Genomic DNA, 16643 nt, shown 5'->3' with positions numbered 1-16643 from the left:
AGGCTCATGGCGATCGCAGATCAGCTCCGCAAGGTGTTCGTGGACGCTCTCCAGCTCGATGACGACGTCGACGTCGAGAACCTCAAGTACCGCGACATCGAGGCGTGGGACTCGGTCGGCCACATGGCGCTCGTCGCGGCCATCGAGGACGAGTTCGACGTGCAGTTCGAGACCGACCAGGTCATCGACATGAGCAGCTTCAAGGTCGCCGTCGACATGGTCACCGACCTGACGGAGAACGCGTGACCGACCTGAGCGGCAAGATCGCGCTCGTCACCGGCGGGACGCGGGGCATCGGCCTGGCCACCGTCCGGGCGCTGGCCGAGGCGGGCGCCACGGTCGTGCTGACCGGCCGCGGCGAGGCCTCCGCCAAGGAGCGGGCCGCCGAGGTCGCGGGCGAGCTCGACGCGCACGTGTCCGGCGTGGCGCTCGACGTCACCGACGCGAAGGCCGTCAGCACCGTCGTTCGCGGAGTCGCCAAGGAGCACGGGCAGCTCGACATCCTGGTCGCCAACGCGGGTGTCCTGGAGGACGCGCTGGTCGGCATGATCACCGAAGACCTGATCATGCGGATGCTCACCACGAATGTCGCCGGGACCATCCACACCGTGCAGGCCGCGGCCCGCGCGATGATGCGCAAGAAGACCGGCGCCATCGTCGTCCTGGCTTCCATCGTGGGCGAGAACGGCAGCGCGGGGCAGACGGCCTACGCCGCGTCGAAGGCCGCGGTCGGCAACGTCGCCCGGTCCACCGCCAAGGAACTCGGCCGCTACAACATCCGCGTCAACGGCGTGGCGCCCGGCGTGATCGAGACGGCGATGACCGCGCACCTGAGCGAGGACGTCATCTCCGGCCGCGTCGCCGACACCCCGCTGGGCCGCCTCGGCAAGCCGGAGGAGATCGCCAAGGCGATCCGCTTCCTGGTCAGCGACGAGGCGTCGTTCATCACCGGGCAGATCCTCGGGGTCGACGGGGGACTCGTGCTGTGACGCTCGTGCACCCGGACGCCCGGCTGCTGGACGCCACGACCGGCGAGGTGCTCGCGGGCGCGGAGCTGCGGGCCGAGATCGACCGGGTCGCGGCCGAGCTGCGCGCCCTGCCGCCCGGCGTGCTGTTCGCGCGCATGGACGTCGACACGGCGGGCGTGCTGCGCTACCTGGGTGCCTGGCACGCCGGTCGTGCGATCGCCCTGCTCGACCCGGCACTCGACGCCGACCTGCTCGTGGGTCTCGTCGAGCGCTTCCAGCCCGCCGCGGTGCTCAACCCGGTGGGCGACGCACCCGCGGGCTACGGCGTCGACTGGGTGCGCGCGGGCGACGGCGTCGAGCCGCATCCGGACCTGGCGGTGTTGTTGCCCACCAGCGGTTCCACCGGCAATCCGAAGCTCGTCCGGCTCTCCCGCGCGGCCGTGCGGGCCAACGCGGAGGCCATCGCCGACGTGCTCGGCATCGACGCCGACGAGATCGCGCCGACGACGTTGCCGCTGCACTACAGCTACGGCCTCTCGGTCCTCAACAGCCACCTCGTGCGCGGCGCCACCGTGGTCGTGGAGCCGACCGGCGTGATGGGCCGCCCGTTCTGGCAGGCGGTCGAGGAATACAAGATCACTTCCCTCGCCGGTGTGCCGTACCACTACGAGATGCTGCGGCGGCTGCGGTTCGACCCGGCGAAGTACCCGAGCCTGCGCACGCTGACCCAGGCGGGCGGCAAGCTGCGCACCGACCTGGTCGCCGAGTTCAACGACAAGATGGTCGCCGCCGGCGGGCGCATGTTCGTCATGTACGGCCAGACCGAGGCCGCGCCCCGGATGGCGACCGTGCCCGCCGAACGGCTCGCCGAGAAGATCGGCTCCGCCGGGCCCGCGCTGCCGGGCGGCACGTTCAGCGTCCGCACCGACGACGGCGCGGAGACGACCGAACCGGGCGTCACCGGCGAGGTCCTCTACCGCGGTCCGAACGTGATGATGGGCTACGCCGAGACCGCGGCCGAACTGGCCGAGGGCGACCAGGTCGGCGGCCTGCTGGCCACCGGCGACCTCGGACACCTCGACGACGAGGGCTTCCTGTTCATCACCGGCAGGCTCAAGCGCATCGGCAAGGTCTTCGGCAACCGGGTCAACCTCGACGACCTGGAACAGATCGTCGGCGGCACCGTCGCGGCCGTGCCCGCGGGTGACAAGGTCGCCGTCTTCCTCGAAGGCGCCGACCGCGACACCGCCAAGGCCGCGGCCCGCACCCTGTCCGAGCGGCTGCACCTGCATGTCACCGGATTCGACGTACGGTCGGTGGACGCCCTGCCGCTGCTGCCCAGCGGCAAGATCGACTACCGGTCCCTGGAGGCGCAGCTGTGACGGAGAGCCTGTTCCAACTCAGCCAGGCGCAGCGCGAGGCCGCTCTGCTGCCCGGGCTGTCCGACCTGACCGAGCACCACCGCCAGGCCTGCGCGCCGTACGGCCGCATCCTGTCCTCGCTGGGCGCCGACGGCCCGTTCGACACCGTCGCCGACCTGCCGTGGCTGCCGGTGCGCATGTTCAAAACCCACGAGCTGCGCAGCGTGCCCGAGGACGAGGTCTTCAAGATCCTCACCTCGTCCGGCACCACCGGCGCGGGCGCGTCGCGGATCTACCTCGACAAGGACGCCGCCGCCGCGCAGACCAAGATGCTCGGCGCGACGCTGCGCACGGTCCTGGGCAACGAGCGCCTGCCCATGCTGATGGTCGACACGGTCAGCATCATCAAGAACCGCCGCTCCTTCTCCGCGCGCGGCGCGGGAGTGCTCGGCATGGCGAACTTCGGCCGCAAGCACGTGTACGTGCTCGACGAGAACGACCAGCCCGACATCGAGGCGGTCAAGAAGTTCCTCGCCGAGCACGGCGACAAGCCGTTCCTGATCTTCGGCTTCACCTTCATGGTGTGGCTGTACCTCTACGAGGTCGCGCGCGACAACGGGCTCGACCTGTCGAACGGCATCCTGATCCACTCGGGTGGCTGGAAGAAGCTGATCGACCGCGCGGTCGACAACACCGAGTTCCGCAAGCGGTTCAAAGAGGACACCGGCCTGACCCGGATCCACAACTACTACGGGATGATCGAGCAGATCGGCACCGTGTTCGTCGAGGGCCCGTCCGGGAACTCCTTGTACTGCCCCGATTTCGCCGACGTCGTGATCCGGAACCCGGAGACCTGGGAAGAGCAGCCGGTCGGTGTGCCGGGCGTGATCGAGGTCGTCAGCCTCCTGCCACGCTCCTACCCCGGGCACGTCCTGCTCACCGAAGACCTCGGCGTCGTCAATGGCATCGACGACGGCGACTGGCCGGGCAAGCGGTTCTCCGTGCTCGGCAGGCTGCCCAAGGCCGAGGCCCGGGGCTGCTCGGACACCTTCTCGGGAGCGGCCGCGTGAAGATCACCCAGCGTTTCCCGGCCGGACCGGACACCGAGGTCGACGAGCTGCTCGGCAGCCTGCGCGCCATCCCCGAGGGCGGTCCGCTGACCGTCGGCGACGACCGCATCGTCGACTTCCTGGTGAAGTTCGCGCGAAAACTTCTCGCCCCGGCCACCGCCCGGCGTTTCCCGGAGCTGGCCTCGCTCGGCTTCTTCCTCCGCCGCGGTGAGATCGGCAAGGCGCTCGCCACGGGCGCGACAGCGGAGGGCGTGCTGCGCTTCCCGCGCGGGCTCGCGTTCCACGTGCCGCCCGCCAACGTCGACACGATCTTCGTCTACTCGTGGGCGCTGTCCGCCCTCGCGGGCAACCGCAACGTCATCCGGATCTCGCCGCGCTCGGCGGGCGCGGCCAGCGCGGTCATCGACGCCCTCAACGACGCCCTCGCCGAGGCGCACCCGGCGGTCGCCCAGACCCAGCGGATGGTCACCTACGACCGCGACGACGCGGTCACCGCCGCCCTGTCGGCGGCATGCGACCTGCGGGTCATCTGGGGCGGCGACCGCGCGGTCACCGAGGTCCGCAAGCACCCGCTCGCCCCGCACGCCCGCGACCTCACCTTCCCCGACCGCGCGTCGTTCGCGGCGCTGTCGGTGGCGGGCTGGGAGGTGGCGAGCCCCGAGCGGCGCCGCGAGGCCGCTGTCGGTTTCTACAACGACTCGTACTGGTTCGACCAGGCCGCGTGCGCCTCCCCGCGCACCCTGTTCTGGGTCGGCGACGCCGAGCGCGCGGCGACCGCGCGCACCGAGTTCCGTGAGCTGCTCGGCGAGGTCCTGGTCGAGAAGAACGTCGTGATCGAGCCCGCGATGGCGGTGCAGAAGCGGGTGTCGACCTACGGCGTCGCCGCCGACGGCCTGGCGACCGACCTGCGCTTCGACGGCAACGCCGTGGCCACCATGGAACTGGTCGACCCGGCAGGCGTCCCGCGCGAATGGCTCGGCACCGGAACCTTCCCGATGGCCACGATCGGCTCGCTCGACGAACTGGTCTCCGTCATCGGCCGCAAGGACCAGACCCTGAGCTGCTTCGGCTTCGACCGGGAGACGCTGGAAGGCCTCGCCCGCGACCTCGCCGGAAGCGGCATCGACCGGATCGTCCCGTTCGGCTCCGCGCTGACCTTCTCCGCCGTGTGGGATGGCTACGACCTGCTTGCTGAGTTCAGCAGGCTGGTCACGGTCACGGTCTGAAACCGCCCTATGCTCCCTGACGGCCGATCGAATGCCACTGACACCGGAGAGGCCATGACTGTCGAGACCGAACCCACACCCGAGGTGGTGACGGTGAAGGCGCCGCCATCGCTGAAATCCCAGGTCGTCACTTGGCTTCGCCGACTGCTGCTCACCGCGGTGGTCGTGGGTGCCGGCTACTACCTGGTGACCAGGTGGGACGAGGTCTGGGCCGCCATGCGCCAGGTGCCCTGGTACTCGGCGGTGCTGAGCCTGGTCGCCGTCGTCGCGGGCATCATGTCGAGCACCCTGGGCTGGCAGGCGATCGTCGACGACCTCGGCAAGCCGGTCGGCCGGGTCCGTGCCTCACAGATCTTCCTGGTCAGCCAGCTCGGCAAGTACGTGCCCGGCTCGGTGTGGGCCTACGTGCTGCAGATGGAACTCGGCCGCAAGGCCGGGCTGCCGCGCGCGCGGATGTTCGTCAGCTCGCTGGTCCAGCTCGGTGTCTCCGTGGTCGCGTCGCTCGCGCTGGGCGTCCTCGCCCTGCCGGTGCTGCTGGCCGAGACCCCCGGCGCGGTGTGGCTCTACGCGGTCCTTCCGGTCGGCGTCGTCGCGCTGCACCCGACGGTCATGACCTGGGGCGTGAACCTCATCCTGCGGCTGCTCCGCAAAGCGCCGCTGGACCACCGCCTGCACTGGTCGACGATCCTCAAGACCCTGGCCTACGCCATGGGAACGTACGTGTTGTTCGGCGTGCACCTCTGGCTGCTGGCCACCGCCGGCGGCGCCCCGCAGCTCAAGGTTCTGCTGCTGTGCGTCGGCGCCATCGCGATCGGACTGACCGCGGGCCTGTTCTTCTTCATCCTGCCCTCCGGCGCGGGTGTCCGTGACCTGCTCGTCGCCCTGGCCCTGGCGCCCGCGCTGGGCCCGGAGGCGGGCGCCGCGTTCGCGGTGGCCTCCCGCGCGATGTTCACCGTGGCCGACGTGGGCACCGCAGGCGTCGCCGCACTGGTCGCTCGGCTGCGGCCGCCGCCCGCGATCGAGCCTGCCTGACCCCGAGCAGAATGGAACCCGCCGGAGAGAATTCATCCGGCGGGTTCCGTTTGTTCCAGGTCAGCTCGCGGCGGACGAACCGGCGAGCATCTCCGAGCGGTTCAGCGTCCCGACGTCGTGCACGGACCGGGTGATGTAGACCGGCCTGCGTCGCGCGTCGTCGCCGGTGCGCCAGAGGTACTCGCCGATGCCCCCGAGCACGACGAGTTGCATCCCACCGAGGAAGAACACCGACGCCAGGATCAGGCCCCAGGCGATCGGCGCGCTCAGCGTGATCAGCGCGATGAGCAGCAGCGTGAGGATGCCGACCAGGCCCGCGCCGCCGATCAGCAGCCCGAGCACGGCGGTGATCAGGAACGGTGCGGACGAGAACTCGACGAACGAGTCGAGCAGCAGCTTGATCTTCTTGCTCGACGTCCACTTGCTCTTGCCAGCGGGGCGGGGGAGCTGTTCGAACGAGATCGTGGTCTGGGTGAAACCGACCCACGCGACGATGCCGAGGACGTTGCGGTTGGTCTCCGGCATCGAGTTGACGACATCGATCACCGCCCGCGACACGAGGATCTGCGACGGTCCGTCCTTGGGGTAGGTCGGGATCGTCGACAAGCGGTGGAACGCCCGCGAGAACAGCCGCGACATCAGGTTGCCCATGCCCTTGGGCACGGCGCGGACCTCACGGATGCCCCACACGATGTCATTGCCCGCGCGCCACTCGTCGAGGAAGCGGATGACCGCCTCGAGCGGCTCCTGAAGGTCGGTGCTCAGCGTCAGCGCGCAGTCACCACGCGCGTGCGCGAGTCCGGCGGTGACGCCCGCGTGTGAACCGAAGTTGCGCGAGAGCCGGACGATCCGGGCGACGTCGCCCTCGCCCAGAGCGTCGAGCGCGATCTGGGCCGTGCCGTCGGTCGAGCCGTCGTCGACGAGGATGAGCTCGAAGTCCAGTTCGGGCTGAGCCGCCTTGATCTCGCGGAAGAACCCGACCAGGCCGGCCGCGTTGTCCGCTTCGTTGTAAGCGGGGGCGATCAGCGTCACGAGGGGACGCCGGTCGTTGTCGGGCTGCTGGCTGGGGGTCACAGCTAGAGGCTCCTCAGGTGAGCTCGCGAATCCGGAGCATCCACGGCGACCGCAGGGGTCGGGGCTCCGGACAGACGAAGATGCTACAGCTCAGGCGGGTACGGTATCCGGCCGGTGGGTACGCGGGTGGGGGCCGACCGTGAGGTCAGGCTCACGTCACTACACTCGGGACCTGGTTGCCGCTAGGCCGCCTCCCGACCCTGTGTGCGGGAGCCCGCGATCTCGCTCGGGCGTCACAGTGCGTGTCGGAGAGATGCGCGTGTCGGATAACGCCGGCTGGGTTTGTCGACGGAGAGGTTGTTCAGTGTCAGACGCGAGCCCTGGTCTCGACCGCGAGGTTCCATCGAGATCGGTCCTGCGCCGGCTCCCGGAGTGGTTGGTCGTGCTGCTCGTCGGCCTCGGCGCCGCCGTGGTCTACGTCATCCCGTATCTGCAGCACCCGCTGTTCTACTACGTCGGAGACAACCCGGAGTCGTTTGTGCCCCTGTGGCACCACTTCGGCGAGCAGCTCCGCGCGGGCCACTGGCCGACGATGGACCCGTCCGGCTGGTACGGCGGCAACTACACCGCCGACACCGCGTACGCGCTGTGGAACCCGGTCGAGCTGGTCAACTACGTCATCGTCTCGCTGTACGACAACCTCGCCGCGGGCGCCGCGTTCGTCATGATCGAGTTCATGGCCCTGCTGGCCATGGCGACCTACCTGCTCTCCCGTGAATACGGTGCGGGACGCGTGCCCGCCGTCGTCATCGGCGTGGCCCTCCCGATCACCGGCTTCACCCTGTACTACGAGGCGGCGGGCTGGCCCGCGGGCCTGATGGCCTTCACCTGGGTCGCGTACTTCTGGTGGGCGGCGCGCAGGCACGCGCGGGGCGAGATGTCGCCGATCCCCGCGTTCATCTTCGGTGTCCTGGGCATGCTGACGGGCAACCCGTACGCCACCCTGGGCCTGATGATCGTGGTGTTCGGCATCGCGGTCGAGCTGCTGGTCGGCAAGCAGATCCGCGCGCTCGTGCACCTGCTGGTGATGAGCGCGATGGTCGGTCTGTCCGCCGTGCTGGTCTTCTTCCCGCTGCTCGGCGTGATGAGCATCAGCTCCCGCCAGGAGCTGGCGATGATCGCCAACGACACGTTCATGGTGCCCGACCTCGGCGACATCGCGGGCTTCAGCGCCCCGACCTACCTGCCGTCGATCACCAACTGGGGCGGCGCGCTGCTGGAGAGCCTGCCCTCCACGTACTTCATCTGGTTCGCCGTGCCGCTGCTGCCCTGGCTGCGCTGGAGCGCGCTCCGCAAGCCCGCGCGCTCGCTGATCAGCGTCGGCGTCATCACCGGCGTGTACGCGGTCCTCGTGCTCGGCCCGTCCAACGCCTGGCTGTTCCGCTGGCCGATCCGGCTGATCGAGTACCTGTACCTCGGCCTGGGCGTCGTCTTGGCCGTCCTTCTCTCGGCTGGTCTGGCCACCGACAAATTCCGCGCCCGCGCATTCGGCACCGGCGGACTGGTCCTGTTCGGCGCGTACCTGTCGTTCTCGGTGCGCCCGGAGTTCTGGCGGATGCACCTCGCCGCGGCGATCGCGATGGCCGCGCTGTCGCTGGCCGTCGTGTACACCTACCGCAGCCGCGGCTGGCTCGCGACCGGCGCGGTCCTGCTCATCGGCACCATCGGCGTGCTGACCTACCAGAGCAGCCGTATCCCGGTGAACGGCGGCGTCGGCGTCGCCATCGAGCCGCCTCGATCGGTCAGCAAGCTGGAGAAGGGCACCGAGGTCTACCGCGGCACCGTCCTGCAGCTGGCCAACCAGTCGACCGTCCGCACACAGGACCAGGACGACGGCGAGATGCTGTTCGGCAACCTGTCCGTGGCCGCGGGCATCGAGGCGATCAACCGTTACAGCGGCATCGGCTACGCCGAGTTCACCAACGCCCTGTGCATGGACTACAAGGGTGTCACCTGCCCCGCGGCGTTCGACGCGCTGTGGAAGCCGGTCCGGCAGACCGACATCGCGCTGATCGACGCGCTGCGGGTCGAGACCCTGGTTCTGCAGAACAAGCTGTTCCCGGACGTCGTCAACAAGGCGCCCAAGCCCGGTTGGACCCTGGCGCTCAAGGACGACGTCCGCACGGTGTGGCTGCGCGACGAGGCGCCCGCCTACCCCGGCCGGGTCTCCTGGGCCCAGAACGGCACCGAGGTGCTGTCGTCCGACTCGCGTGACGAGATCGAGACGACGAAGGTTCGCGTGCCCGCCCAGGGCGGCGAACTGATCTACGCCCGGCTCGCGTGGCCAGGTTATGTCGCCACCATCGATGGAAAACCCGTCGAGGTCGTCGACGGGCAGGCGGGTCTGATCAACATCAGCCTCCCGCCCGGCGAGCACGAGGTGCGACTCGAGTTCGTCGCCCCCGGCCTGCACCTGGGCCTGTGGATCTTGATCGGCGCCGCCGGCGTCGTGGCGGTCCAGTCGGTGATCTGGTGGACGGCGCGCAGGCGTCGCCGCACGACTGGCGCCGAAGTGGAATCAGGCTCCGAAGAAGACCACGGGGCTACCATCGAACCGGTTCTGACGCATGCCGGATCCAAGCCCGACGCATCCTAAGAGGAGCAGGTAGTTCAATGCCGACCGAGCAGGAGCACAAGGTGGCCGTTGGCCTCGGTTCTCAGCGGTCCGAATCGGGCGTCTGGCGCGTAGTCCAGCGGCTGATGTTCGCATCGCCGAGCCCGCAGGCGCCCAACGAGCTCTACGCGCTGGCCGAGCGCGGGGCCGTGCGGTGCGAACGTCGTCGGGTGGTGATCGAGCCGGACGCCAGGTGCACCACGAACACCTACTTCGGCAGGCTGCCCGCGAGCTACCTGCAGCGGTGGACGCCGCTGCGCGAGCTGGAGGCGGTCTTCCGCGTCTCCGGCGCGGGCAGGCTCGAGGTGCACGCCTCCGACGCCGAGGGCGAGCCCCGCATCCTGGCCACCGCCGAGGTGAGCGCGAGCACCGAGCAGGAGGTCCGCCTGCCCGCCGCGCTCGACCGGTTCATGGACGGCGGCTCGATCTGGATCGAGGCCGTCACCGCGGGCGAGGAACTGATCATCGAGGACTGCCGCTGGGTGGCCCGTGAGCCGCGCCGCGAGCGGGCGACCTCGGTCGTCATCTGCACCTTCAACCGGGCCGACGACTGCCTGGCCACGATGCGCGCGCTCGGTGAGGACACCGAGGTGCTGCGCACCGTCGACGCCGTGTACGTGGTCGACCAGGGCAACGACACCGTGCAGAGCCGCGAGGACTTCGACAAGGTCGTCGCCCTCTACGAAGGCAAGCTGCACTACCTGCAGCAGCCGAACCTCGGCGGTGCGGGCGGCTTCACCCGGGGCATGTTCGAGGTCACCGGCAGCGGCACGAAGTCCAACATCCTGTTCATGGACGACGACGTCCTGCTCGAGCCCGAGACCGTGCTCCGTATGACGGCCTTCGCGAACCACGCCACCGACCCGACCATCGTCGGTGGGCAGATGCTCTACCTGTACCACCCGAACCGCCTGCACATCAGCGCGGAGACCACCGACCTCGACCGGCTCAAGCCGGGCGTGCCGGTGGCGGGCGCGGTGCACAACATCGACCTCACCGAGGAACTCCCGCACCGCCGGGTCAACGCCGGCTACAACGCCTGGTGGTCCTGCCTCATCCCGGCCGAGGTGGTCGAGCGCATCGGGCTGCCGCTGCCGATGTTCTTCCAGTGGGACGACATCGAGTACGGCACCCGCGCGGGCCGCAACGGCTTCGCCACGGTCACGCTGCCGGGCTCGGCGGTCTGGCACGCGGACTTCGCGTGGAAGGACTGGGACGACTGGGCCCGGTACTTCAGCCTCCGCAACTCGCTGATCACCGCCGCGCTGCACAGCGACTTCGACGGCAAGAAGGCGAGCAAGGTCCTGGCCCGCCAGATGGCCACCTACCTGGTCTCCATGCAGTACGGCATGGCGGCCACGCTGCTCAAGGCGGTCGACGACTTCCTGTCCGGCCCCGGCGTGCTGGGCGACGGCGGCGTCGAGGCCGCCGCAGGCATCCGCAAGCTGCGCAACGAGTACCCCGACACGCACCGCCGCCAGCCGGAGGATCTGGGCGTCGACGGCGCGGCGACACTGCCGATGGCCGACGACTCTGGCACCCCGTCGATGTTGGCCGCGACGCTGGCCAAGCGGGTCCTCAACCAGGTCCGCGGCCGCAACCACGGCGCCGCGGCGATCATGGCCAAGGACGCCAAGTGGTGGCACGTGTCGCTGTTCAAGTCGGTCATCGTGACCGACTCGGCGCAGGACGCGTTCCGCGTGCGCGAGTACGACCGCGAGGTCCTCAACAAGCTCTCGAAGGAGTCCTTCCGGCTGCTCAGCAGGCTCGCGAAGGAAGGCAGGGGCATTCGCGAGCAGTGGCGGGCCGCGGTGCCCGAGCTGACCTCGCGGGAGAACTGGCAGCGGCTCTTCAAGTCGTGACGGCGGTCCTGCAGCGGGTCGTCGTCCGACCCAAGGCCGACGCGCCCGCGCTCTACGTGGACGGGCGGTCGTACGGGACGTACTTCAACGCGTTCCCGGCGGCGTACTGGCGGCGGTGGACGACGGTCCGCACGGTCGTGCTCCGGCTGTCCGCGGTGGGCACCGTGTCGGTGTTCCGCTCGGACGCCACGGGCAGGGCGACGCTGGTCGAGGAGCGCGCGGTCGACGGGCAGACCGAGTTCTCCGTCGAGCTGTCCGGGTTCGACGACGGCGGCTGGCTGTGGTTCGACCTCGACGGCGATCTCGCGGAGGGTGCCTGGCACTCGCCGGAGGAGCTGCCCGAGCGCACCCTGATGATCGGCGTGACCACCTTCAACCGGGTGGACGACTGCGTCGGTTCGCTGCTGGCGCTCGGCGCGGACACCGAGGTCATGGCCAAGGTGAGCCGGGTCCTCGTCGCCGACCAGGGCACCGACAAGATCAGCGGGCACGCCAAGTTCGCCGAGGCGGCCGCCCTGCTGGGCGACCGGCTGCGCGTGGTGGAGCAGGACAACCTCGGCGGGTCGGGCGGCTTCGCCCGCGCCTTCACCGAGTTCGAGAAGTCCGACGCCGACCACCTGCTCCTGCTCGACGACGACATCGTGCTCGAACCGGACAGCATCCTGCGGGCGCACGCGTTCGCGGCGGCTTCGGCGGAGCCGGTGATCGTGGGCGGGCAGATGCTCAACCTGGTCTCGCCGACCCGGCTGCACAGCATGGGCGAGGTCGTCGACCTCGAGCGGTGTGTGTGGACGGCGGCGCCCGGCGCGGTCACCGACCACGACTTCGCCGCGGCGAGCCTGCGCGAGACCCCGGAGCTGCACCGGCGGGTCGACGTCACCTACAACGGGTGGTGGATGTGCCTGTTCCCGCGGGAAGTCGTCCGCCGGACCGGCCTGCCGCTACCGCTGTTCCTCAAGTGGGACGACGCCGAGTACGGCCTGCGCGCGCTCGAGAAGGGGATCTCGACGGTCACCCTGCCCGGTGCGGCGGTGTGGCACATGCCGTGGACGGCCAAGAACGACACTGACTGGCCCGCGTACTTCCTGCTGCGCAACCGGCTGGTGAACGCGGCCCTGCACGCCACCGGCGACGTCCGTCGCACGCTGCTGCTGCAGGGCATGTGGATGACGATGCGCAGGCTGCTGTCGATGCAGTACTCGACGGTCGCGCTGGAACTGATGGCCGTCGAGGACTTCCTCGCCGGGCCGGGCCGACTGCCGGACCTGCTCCGCACCGGACTGGGCCGGGTGAAGGCCGAACAGGCAGGCTACCCGGACGCGCAGCTCAAGGCCTCCGTCGAGGAACTGCCGAGCCCAGTGCACGGCCCCGCGGACACGGCCCGGCTGTTGGCCGAGGGCGGGCACCCGGCCAGGGTGCTGGCCTACGCCGCCCGCGGCCTGGCGCACAACCTGCGGCCCGCGCCGCCGAGCGGAGCCCCGCAGGTGCTGGCCGAAGCCACCGACGCTCCCTGGTTTCGGCTCGGGACCCTCGACAGCGCGGCGGTCGTCAACGCCGACGGCAGTGCCGCGCTGCGCCAACGTGACCCGAAGGTGTTCCGGGAGCTGTCCAAGCGCGCTGCGGCCGACTACCGCAGGCTCATCCGGGAGTGGCCCGCGCTGGTCGACGCGTACCGCTCGGCGCTGCCCACGCTGACCTCGACGGACTCATGGACCGAGGTCCTGGACCGACCATGAACGCACGAAACGGGCCGCTCCCCGAGGGGGAGCGGCCCGTTTGCGTCTGAATCAGCTCAGATGGCGCGAACGCCAGTGGCCTGCGGGCCCTTCTGGCCCTGGCCGATCTCGAACTCGACACGCGCGTTCTCGTCCAGGCTCTTGAAGCCCGAGCCCTGGATCTCCGAGTAGTGCACGAAGACGTCGGCGCCGCCGTCGTCAGGCTGGATGAATCCGAAGCCCTTTTCGGAGTTGAACCACTTCACTGTGCCCTGTGCCACGACTATCTCCTCAACAGGTACCGCTATCAGCGCGCACGGGTGCGCACGCCTTGGTCGGTTTCAGACGGCGACTTCTCCGGCTTGACCTGGAGGAAAACCGCGCGCCCGCAACGATCTCTTGCGAGCGTGATCTAACACGTACTCAAGAAAACTTACGACCTCACACAGTCAACCACACACCCCGCACTCACCGCACGTGTGACGTGACACGAGGTCGGGGGTTGCGGCGGTTCCCCTGCTGGGAGACGCTTTGGGAGTGAGCGAGCTCGCCAGTGAAAAATCCGTGACCGAGAACACCGAGACCATCGCGCTCGACCTCGACGAAGCCGGAGTCTCCGTAGACCTGCCCCGCCCCGCCCATCGCGGTGACCAGGTCCAGGGCGTGCCCTACCGCCCGGTCGAATTCCGTGACGACGATCTGCCCGCGGCCCTGGAACGGGCCGCGTCGTGGCTGCGGGCGACCCAGGACTGGCTCGGTGAACCAGTGGACGTCATCGCGATCCATCTCGACTACGACGACGGCGAGGGATCGCCGTATTACGACGTCAAGCTGCTGTGCAACGAGGAAGACCTCGCCGGCGCCCCGATCGTGCTGCGCGAACAGGCCGCCAAGGCTGTGGGCGACTAGTGGCCGAGATCGTCTACCCGCCGGTGGTGCTGGCGGCCAAGACCCTTTTCCGGGTCATGGACTATCGAGTCGATGTCCAAGGCGGAGAGCACATCCCGAAGATCGGTGGCGCGGTGATCGCGTGCAACCACGTGAGCTACCTCGACTTCATCTTCGCGGGCTTCGGCGCGCAGCCCGCCAAGCGGCTGGTGCGCTTCATGGCCAAGCAGCAGATCTTCCACAACAAGATCGCGGGCCCGCTGATGCGTGGCATGCACCACATCTCGGTCGACCGGTCCGCGGGCCAGGCGTCGTACCGGGAGGCGGTCGAGAAGCTGCGTGCCGGTGAGGTCGTCGGGGTGTTCCCCGAGGCGACTATCAGCCAGTCGTTCACCGTGAAGGACATCAAGTCCGGCGCGGTGCGGATGGCGGCCGAGGCTGGTGTGCCGGTGGTGCCGATGGCGCTGTGGGGCACGCAGCGGCTGTGGACGAAGGGTCGGCCGAAGGACCTCAAGCAGCGGCACATCCCGATCCTCATCCGGGCGGGTGAGCCGTTCACCGTCGGCCCGGACGACGACCAGGAAGCCCTGACGCTCGACCTGCGCGCCCGGATGACGGAGTTGTTCGACCGCGTCCAGAAGGACTACCCGGACTCCCCGTCCGGCGAGTCCGACTCATGGTGGCTCCCAGCCCACCTCGGCGGCACCGCTCCCACCCCCGAGGAAGCCGCCGAACTGGACAAACGCAAACCCGAGTAACCCGCGGGTTAGAACCAGCGTTCTAGGACTTGGGCTACGCCGTCCTCGGTGTGGGAGGCGGTGACCTCGTCGGCGGCGGCGATGACGGCGGCGTCCGCGTTGGCCATCGCCACGCCGTGGCCTGCCCAGCGCAGCATCTCGATGTCGTTGGGCATGTCGCCGAAGGCCACGACGGACTCCTGGGCGACGCCCACCCGCTCGGCCACCTCGGCCAGGCCGTGGGCCTTGGTGACGCCGGGCGCGGAGATTTCGATGAGGCCGCGGTTGGTGGAGTAGGTGATGTCGACCGCGTCGCCGAGCAGTTCGCCTGCGATCATCGCGATCTCGGCGCTGGTCATGTTCTCGTGCCGGATCAGCAGCTTGGTCGACAGCCTTCCCAGCAGTTCCGCGCGCGGGCGCATGTTCTGCTCGGCGTCGCCCCACGGGTTGCGGAAGCCGGGTTCGGTGGCGAAGGTGACGCCGCCGTCGTAGGGGCCGAGGTCGGCCCACTCCGAGGCGAGCCGCATGCCGGGCAGCACGCCGTCGAGGGTGTGGGCGACGTCATGCAGGAGCATCGGCTCCAGGCCGTGCACGCTCAGCACGGATGAGTTCGCGATGTCGTAGACCACCGCGCCGTTGGCGCACACGGCGTACCCGTTGAGGCCGGTGGGTTCGGCGACGGGCGGGATCCAGCGCGGCGGCCTGCCCGTGACCAGCACGAACGGGGTGCCGGTCGCCAGCACCCGGTCGATCGTGGCCTGGGTGCGCGGGGTCACCGACTCGTCCACGGAGAGCAGGGTGCCGTCGATGTCGGACGCGATGAGCCTGGGTTTCTCCACGCCCCCATACTCCACGACCGGCTGGGATCGCTCGATGCCTTATCGGCCACACGGACCCGCCTGGTTCGCTAGGTTCGTGGCGTGCGAGTAGGCATCGTCATCCTCCCCGAGTACCGCTGGTGGGCCGCCGAGCCGCGTTGGCGCGGCGCCGAGACCTACGGCTTCGACCACGCCTGGACCTACGACCACCTGGGCTGGCGCTCACTGGTCGACGGCCCGTGGTTCGACTCCATGGCCACCCTGACCGCCGCGGCGATGGTCACCGAGACCCTGCGGCTGGGCACCCTCGTGGTGTCGCCGCATTTCCGCCACCCGGTGTCCTTCGCCCGGCAGGTCCTCACCGTCGACGACGTCTCCGACGGCCGATTCATGCTCGGCCTCGGCTCCGGCGCGACCGGCAAGGGCGGCTACGACCGCTCGGTGATGGGCGAGGAGGAGATCACCCCGCGCCAGGTCACGGCCCGGTTCGGCGAGTTCGTGGACCTGATGGACTCGGTCCTGGCCAAGCCGGTCACCGACTACCAGGGCGAGTACTACACCGCGGTCCAGGCGCGCAGCGCCCCCGGCTGCGTGCAGCGGCCGCGGGTGCCGTTCCTGGTCGGCGCGGACGGCCCGAAGGCGATGGCCGTCGCCGCTCGGCACGGCCAGGGCTGGATCACCCTGGGCCCGCACGACGCCGCCGACCTCGACGACTGGTGGCGCGGGGTCGCCGAGCGCGCCGAGAAGTTCGACGCGATCCTGGCCGAGCGGGGCCGCGACCGCGCGACCGTCGACCGCTACCTCAGCCTCGACGCCTCGCCGCTGTTCTCCCTGGAGAGCGTCGAGGCGTTCCGCGACCACGTCGGCCGCGCCCAGGAACTCGGCTTCACCGATGTCGTCACCCACTGGCCCCGGCCCGATGGCGTGTACGCGGGCCGCGAAAGCGTGTTGGAGCAGGTCGCGGCCGAGGTGCTGCCGACCCTCGGCGGCCGGGCGAGCCTGCTCGGACAAAACTCCGGCTCCGCGAGCAACGACGCGGGGGAGCCGAGCGTCTCTCTTGGCGAGGTGGACAGTTCGGAGGGGTAGTTCCACAGGGGACACGGGCCCCGGCGCGCCGAGTGATCGGCGGCCGGGGCCCGCGTGCGTCCGGGTGCGAGTGGCCAATCTCATGCAGGTAACCTGGGCCCTCGTGAGCGACGGTGCGAACACCAAAGACAGTTATGCCGGCTACGACCTGATCATCGTGGGGTCCGGTTTCTTCGGACTCACGATCGCCGA

15 protein-coding genes are annotated in these 16643 nt (G+C 69.7%); 12 read left to right on the top strand and 3 right to left on the bottom strand.

The genetic code is table 11. From position 1 onward, the window contains the following. Positions 1 to 6 precede the first annotated feature (6 nt). From ACRDSQ_RS02730 to ACRDSQ_RS02705, 6 genes are read left to right on the top strand one after another with little or no spacing between them, the layout of a single operon-like run. On the top strand, positions 7 to 246 hold the full coding sequence (locus tag ACRDSQ_RS02730; protein ID WP_431418447.1) for an acyl carrier protein: 240 nt from the start codon (positions 7 to 9) through the stop codon (positions 244 to 246). After that, a complete protein-coding gene (locus ACRDSQ_RS02725) occupies positions 243 to 989 on the top strand; it encodes an SDR family NAD(P)-dependent oxidoreductase (RefSeq protein ID WP_431418445.1) in 747 nt (248 codons plus the stop codon). Before ACRDSQ_RS02730 ends, ACRDSQ_RS02725 begins: the two co-directional genes overlap by 4 nt. Beyond that, positions 986 to 2350, top strand: coding sequence for an AMP-binding protein (locus ACRDSQ_RS02720; protein WP_431418443.1), 1365 nt, complete (start codon positions 986 to 988; stop codon positions 2348 to 2350). Before ACRDSQ_RS02725 ends, ACRDSQ_RS02720 begins: the two co-directional genes overlap by 4 nt. Further along, a complete protein-coding gene (locus ACRDSQ_RS02715) occupies positions 2347 to 3399 on the top strand; it encodes an acyl-protein synthetase (RefSeq protein ID WP_431418442.1) in 1053 nt (350 codons plus the stop codon). The genes ACRDSQ_RS02720 and ACRDSQ_RS02715 overlap by 4 nt, the downstream gene beginning before the upstream one ends. Continuing rightward, positions 3396 to 4625: an acyl-CoA reductase gene (locus ACRDSQ_RS02710; protein WP_431418441.1), complete on the top strand. Its 1230-nt coding sequence runs from the start codon at positions 3396 to 3398 to the stop codon at positions 4623 to 4625. Before ACRDSQ_RS02715 ends, ACRDSQ_RS02710 begins: the two co-directional genes overlap by 4 nt. Positions 4626 to 4679: 54 nt before the next feature. Continuing rightward, positions 4680 to 5657 (top strand): lysylphosphatidylglycerol synthase domain-containing protein, encoded by a 978-nt coding sequence (locus ACRDSQ_RS02705; protein WP_431418439.1) that lies wholly within the window; start codon positions 4680 to 4682, stop codon positions 5655 to 5657. Between the two features lie 60 nt (positions 5658 to 5717). Here the strand turns inward: ACRDSQ_RS02705 and ACRDSQ_RS02700 are convergent, their stop codons facing one another. Beyond that, the gene (locus ACRDSQ_RS02700) at positions 5718 to 6731 is read right to left on the bottom strand and encodes a glycosyltransferase family 2 protein (RefSeq protein ID WP_431418437.1); all 1014 of its coding nucleotides are present in this window, start codon (positions 6729 to 6731) and stop codon (positions 5718 to 5720) included. Between the two features lie 304 nt (positions 6732 to 7035). Between ACRDSQ_RS02700 and ACRDSQ_RS02695 the strand changes: the two genes are divergently transcribed. From ACRDSQ_RS02695 to ACRDSQ_RS02685, 3 genes are read left to right on the top strand one after another with little or no spacing between them, the layout of a single operon-like run. Then, positions 7036 to 9327, top strand: coding sequence for a hypothetical protein (locus ACRDSQ_RS02695; RefSeq protein WP_431418435.1), 2292 nt, complete (start codon positions 7036 to 7038; stop codon positions 9325 to 9327). A gap of 17 nt (positions 9328 to 9344) precedes the next feature. Next, complete coding sequence (locus ACRDSQ_RS02690) at positions 9345 to 11207, top strand: glycosyltransferase (protein WP_431418433.1); 1863 nt, start codon at positions 9345 to 9347, stop codon at positions 11205 to 11207. Beyond that, a complete protein-coding gene (locus ACRDSQ_RS02685) occupies positions 11204 to 12943 on the top strand; it encodes a glycosyltransferase (RefSeq protein WP_431418431.1) in 1740 nt (579 codons plus the stop codon). Before ACRDSQ_RS02690 ends, ACRDSQ_RS02685 begins: the two co-directional genes overlap by 4 nt. Before the next feature lie 56 nt (positions 12944 to 12999). Here the strand turns inward: ACRDSQ_RS02685 and ACRDSQ_RS02680 are convergent, their stop codons facing one another. Next, positions 13000 to 13203, bottom strand: a complete 204-nt coding sequence (locus tag ACRDSQ_RS02680; RefSeq protein ID WP_054053561.1) for a cold-shock protein — start codon at positions 13201 to 13203, stop codon at positions 13000 to 13002. Positions 13204 to 13459: 256 nt separating this feature from the next. Here ACRDSQ_RS02680 and ACRDSQ_RS02675 point away from each other — a divergent pair, with 256 nt between their 5' ends. Continuing rightward, the gene (locus tag ACRDSQ_RS02675; protein ID WP_376771649.1) at positions 13460 to 13831 is read left to right on the top strand and encodes a hypothetical protein; all 372 of its coding nucleotides are present in this window, start codon (positions 13460 to 13462) and stop codon (positions 13829 to 13831) included. Further along, positions 13831 to 14568 (top strand): lysophospholipid acyltransferase family protein, encoded by a 738-nt coding sequence (locus tag ACRDSQ_RS02670; RefSeq protein WP_431418430.1) that lies wholly within the window; start codon positions 13831 to 13833, stop codon positions 14566 to 14568. The genes ACRDSQ_RS02675 and ACRDSQ_RS02670 overlap by 1 nt, the downstream gene beginning before the upstream one ends. An 8-nt stretch (positions 14569 to 14576) precedes the next feature. Here the strand turns inward: ACRDSQ_RS02670 and ACRDSQ_RS02665 are convergent, their stop codons facing one another. Further along, positions 14577 to 15386, bottom strand: coding sequence for an HAD family hydrolase (locus ACRDSQ_RS02665; RefSeq protein ID WP_431418429.1), 810 nt, complete (start codon positions 15384 to 15386; stop codon positions 14577 to 14579). Between the two features lie 81 nt (positions 15387 to 15467). On the opposite strand from ACRDSQ_RS02665, the gene ACRDSQ_RS02660 reads away from it, so the two are divergent. Next, on the top strand, positions 15468 to 16451 hold the full coding sequence (locus ACRDSQ_RS02660; RefSeq protein WP_431418428.1) for an LLM class flavin-dependent oxidoreductase: 984 nt from the start codon (positions 15468 to 15470) through the stop codon (positions 16449 to 16451). Positions 16452 to 16643: the final 192 nt, after the last annotated feature.

It is taken from the genome of Actinokineospora sp., from assembly GCF_050699995.1.
In the GTDB taxonomy this organism is placed as follows: domain Bacteria; phylum Actinomycetota; class Actinomycetes; order Mycobacteriales; family Pseudonocardiaceae; genus Actinokineospora.
The sequence above is the reverse complement of the archived record's forward strand: the minus strand, read 5'-3'. Positions and strand labels throughout refer to the sequence as shown.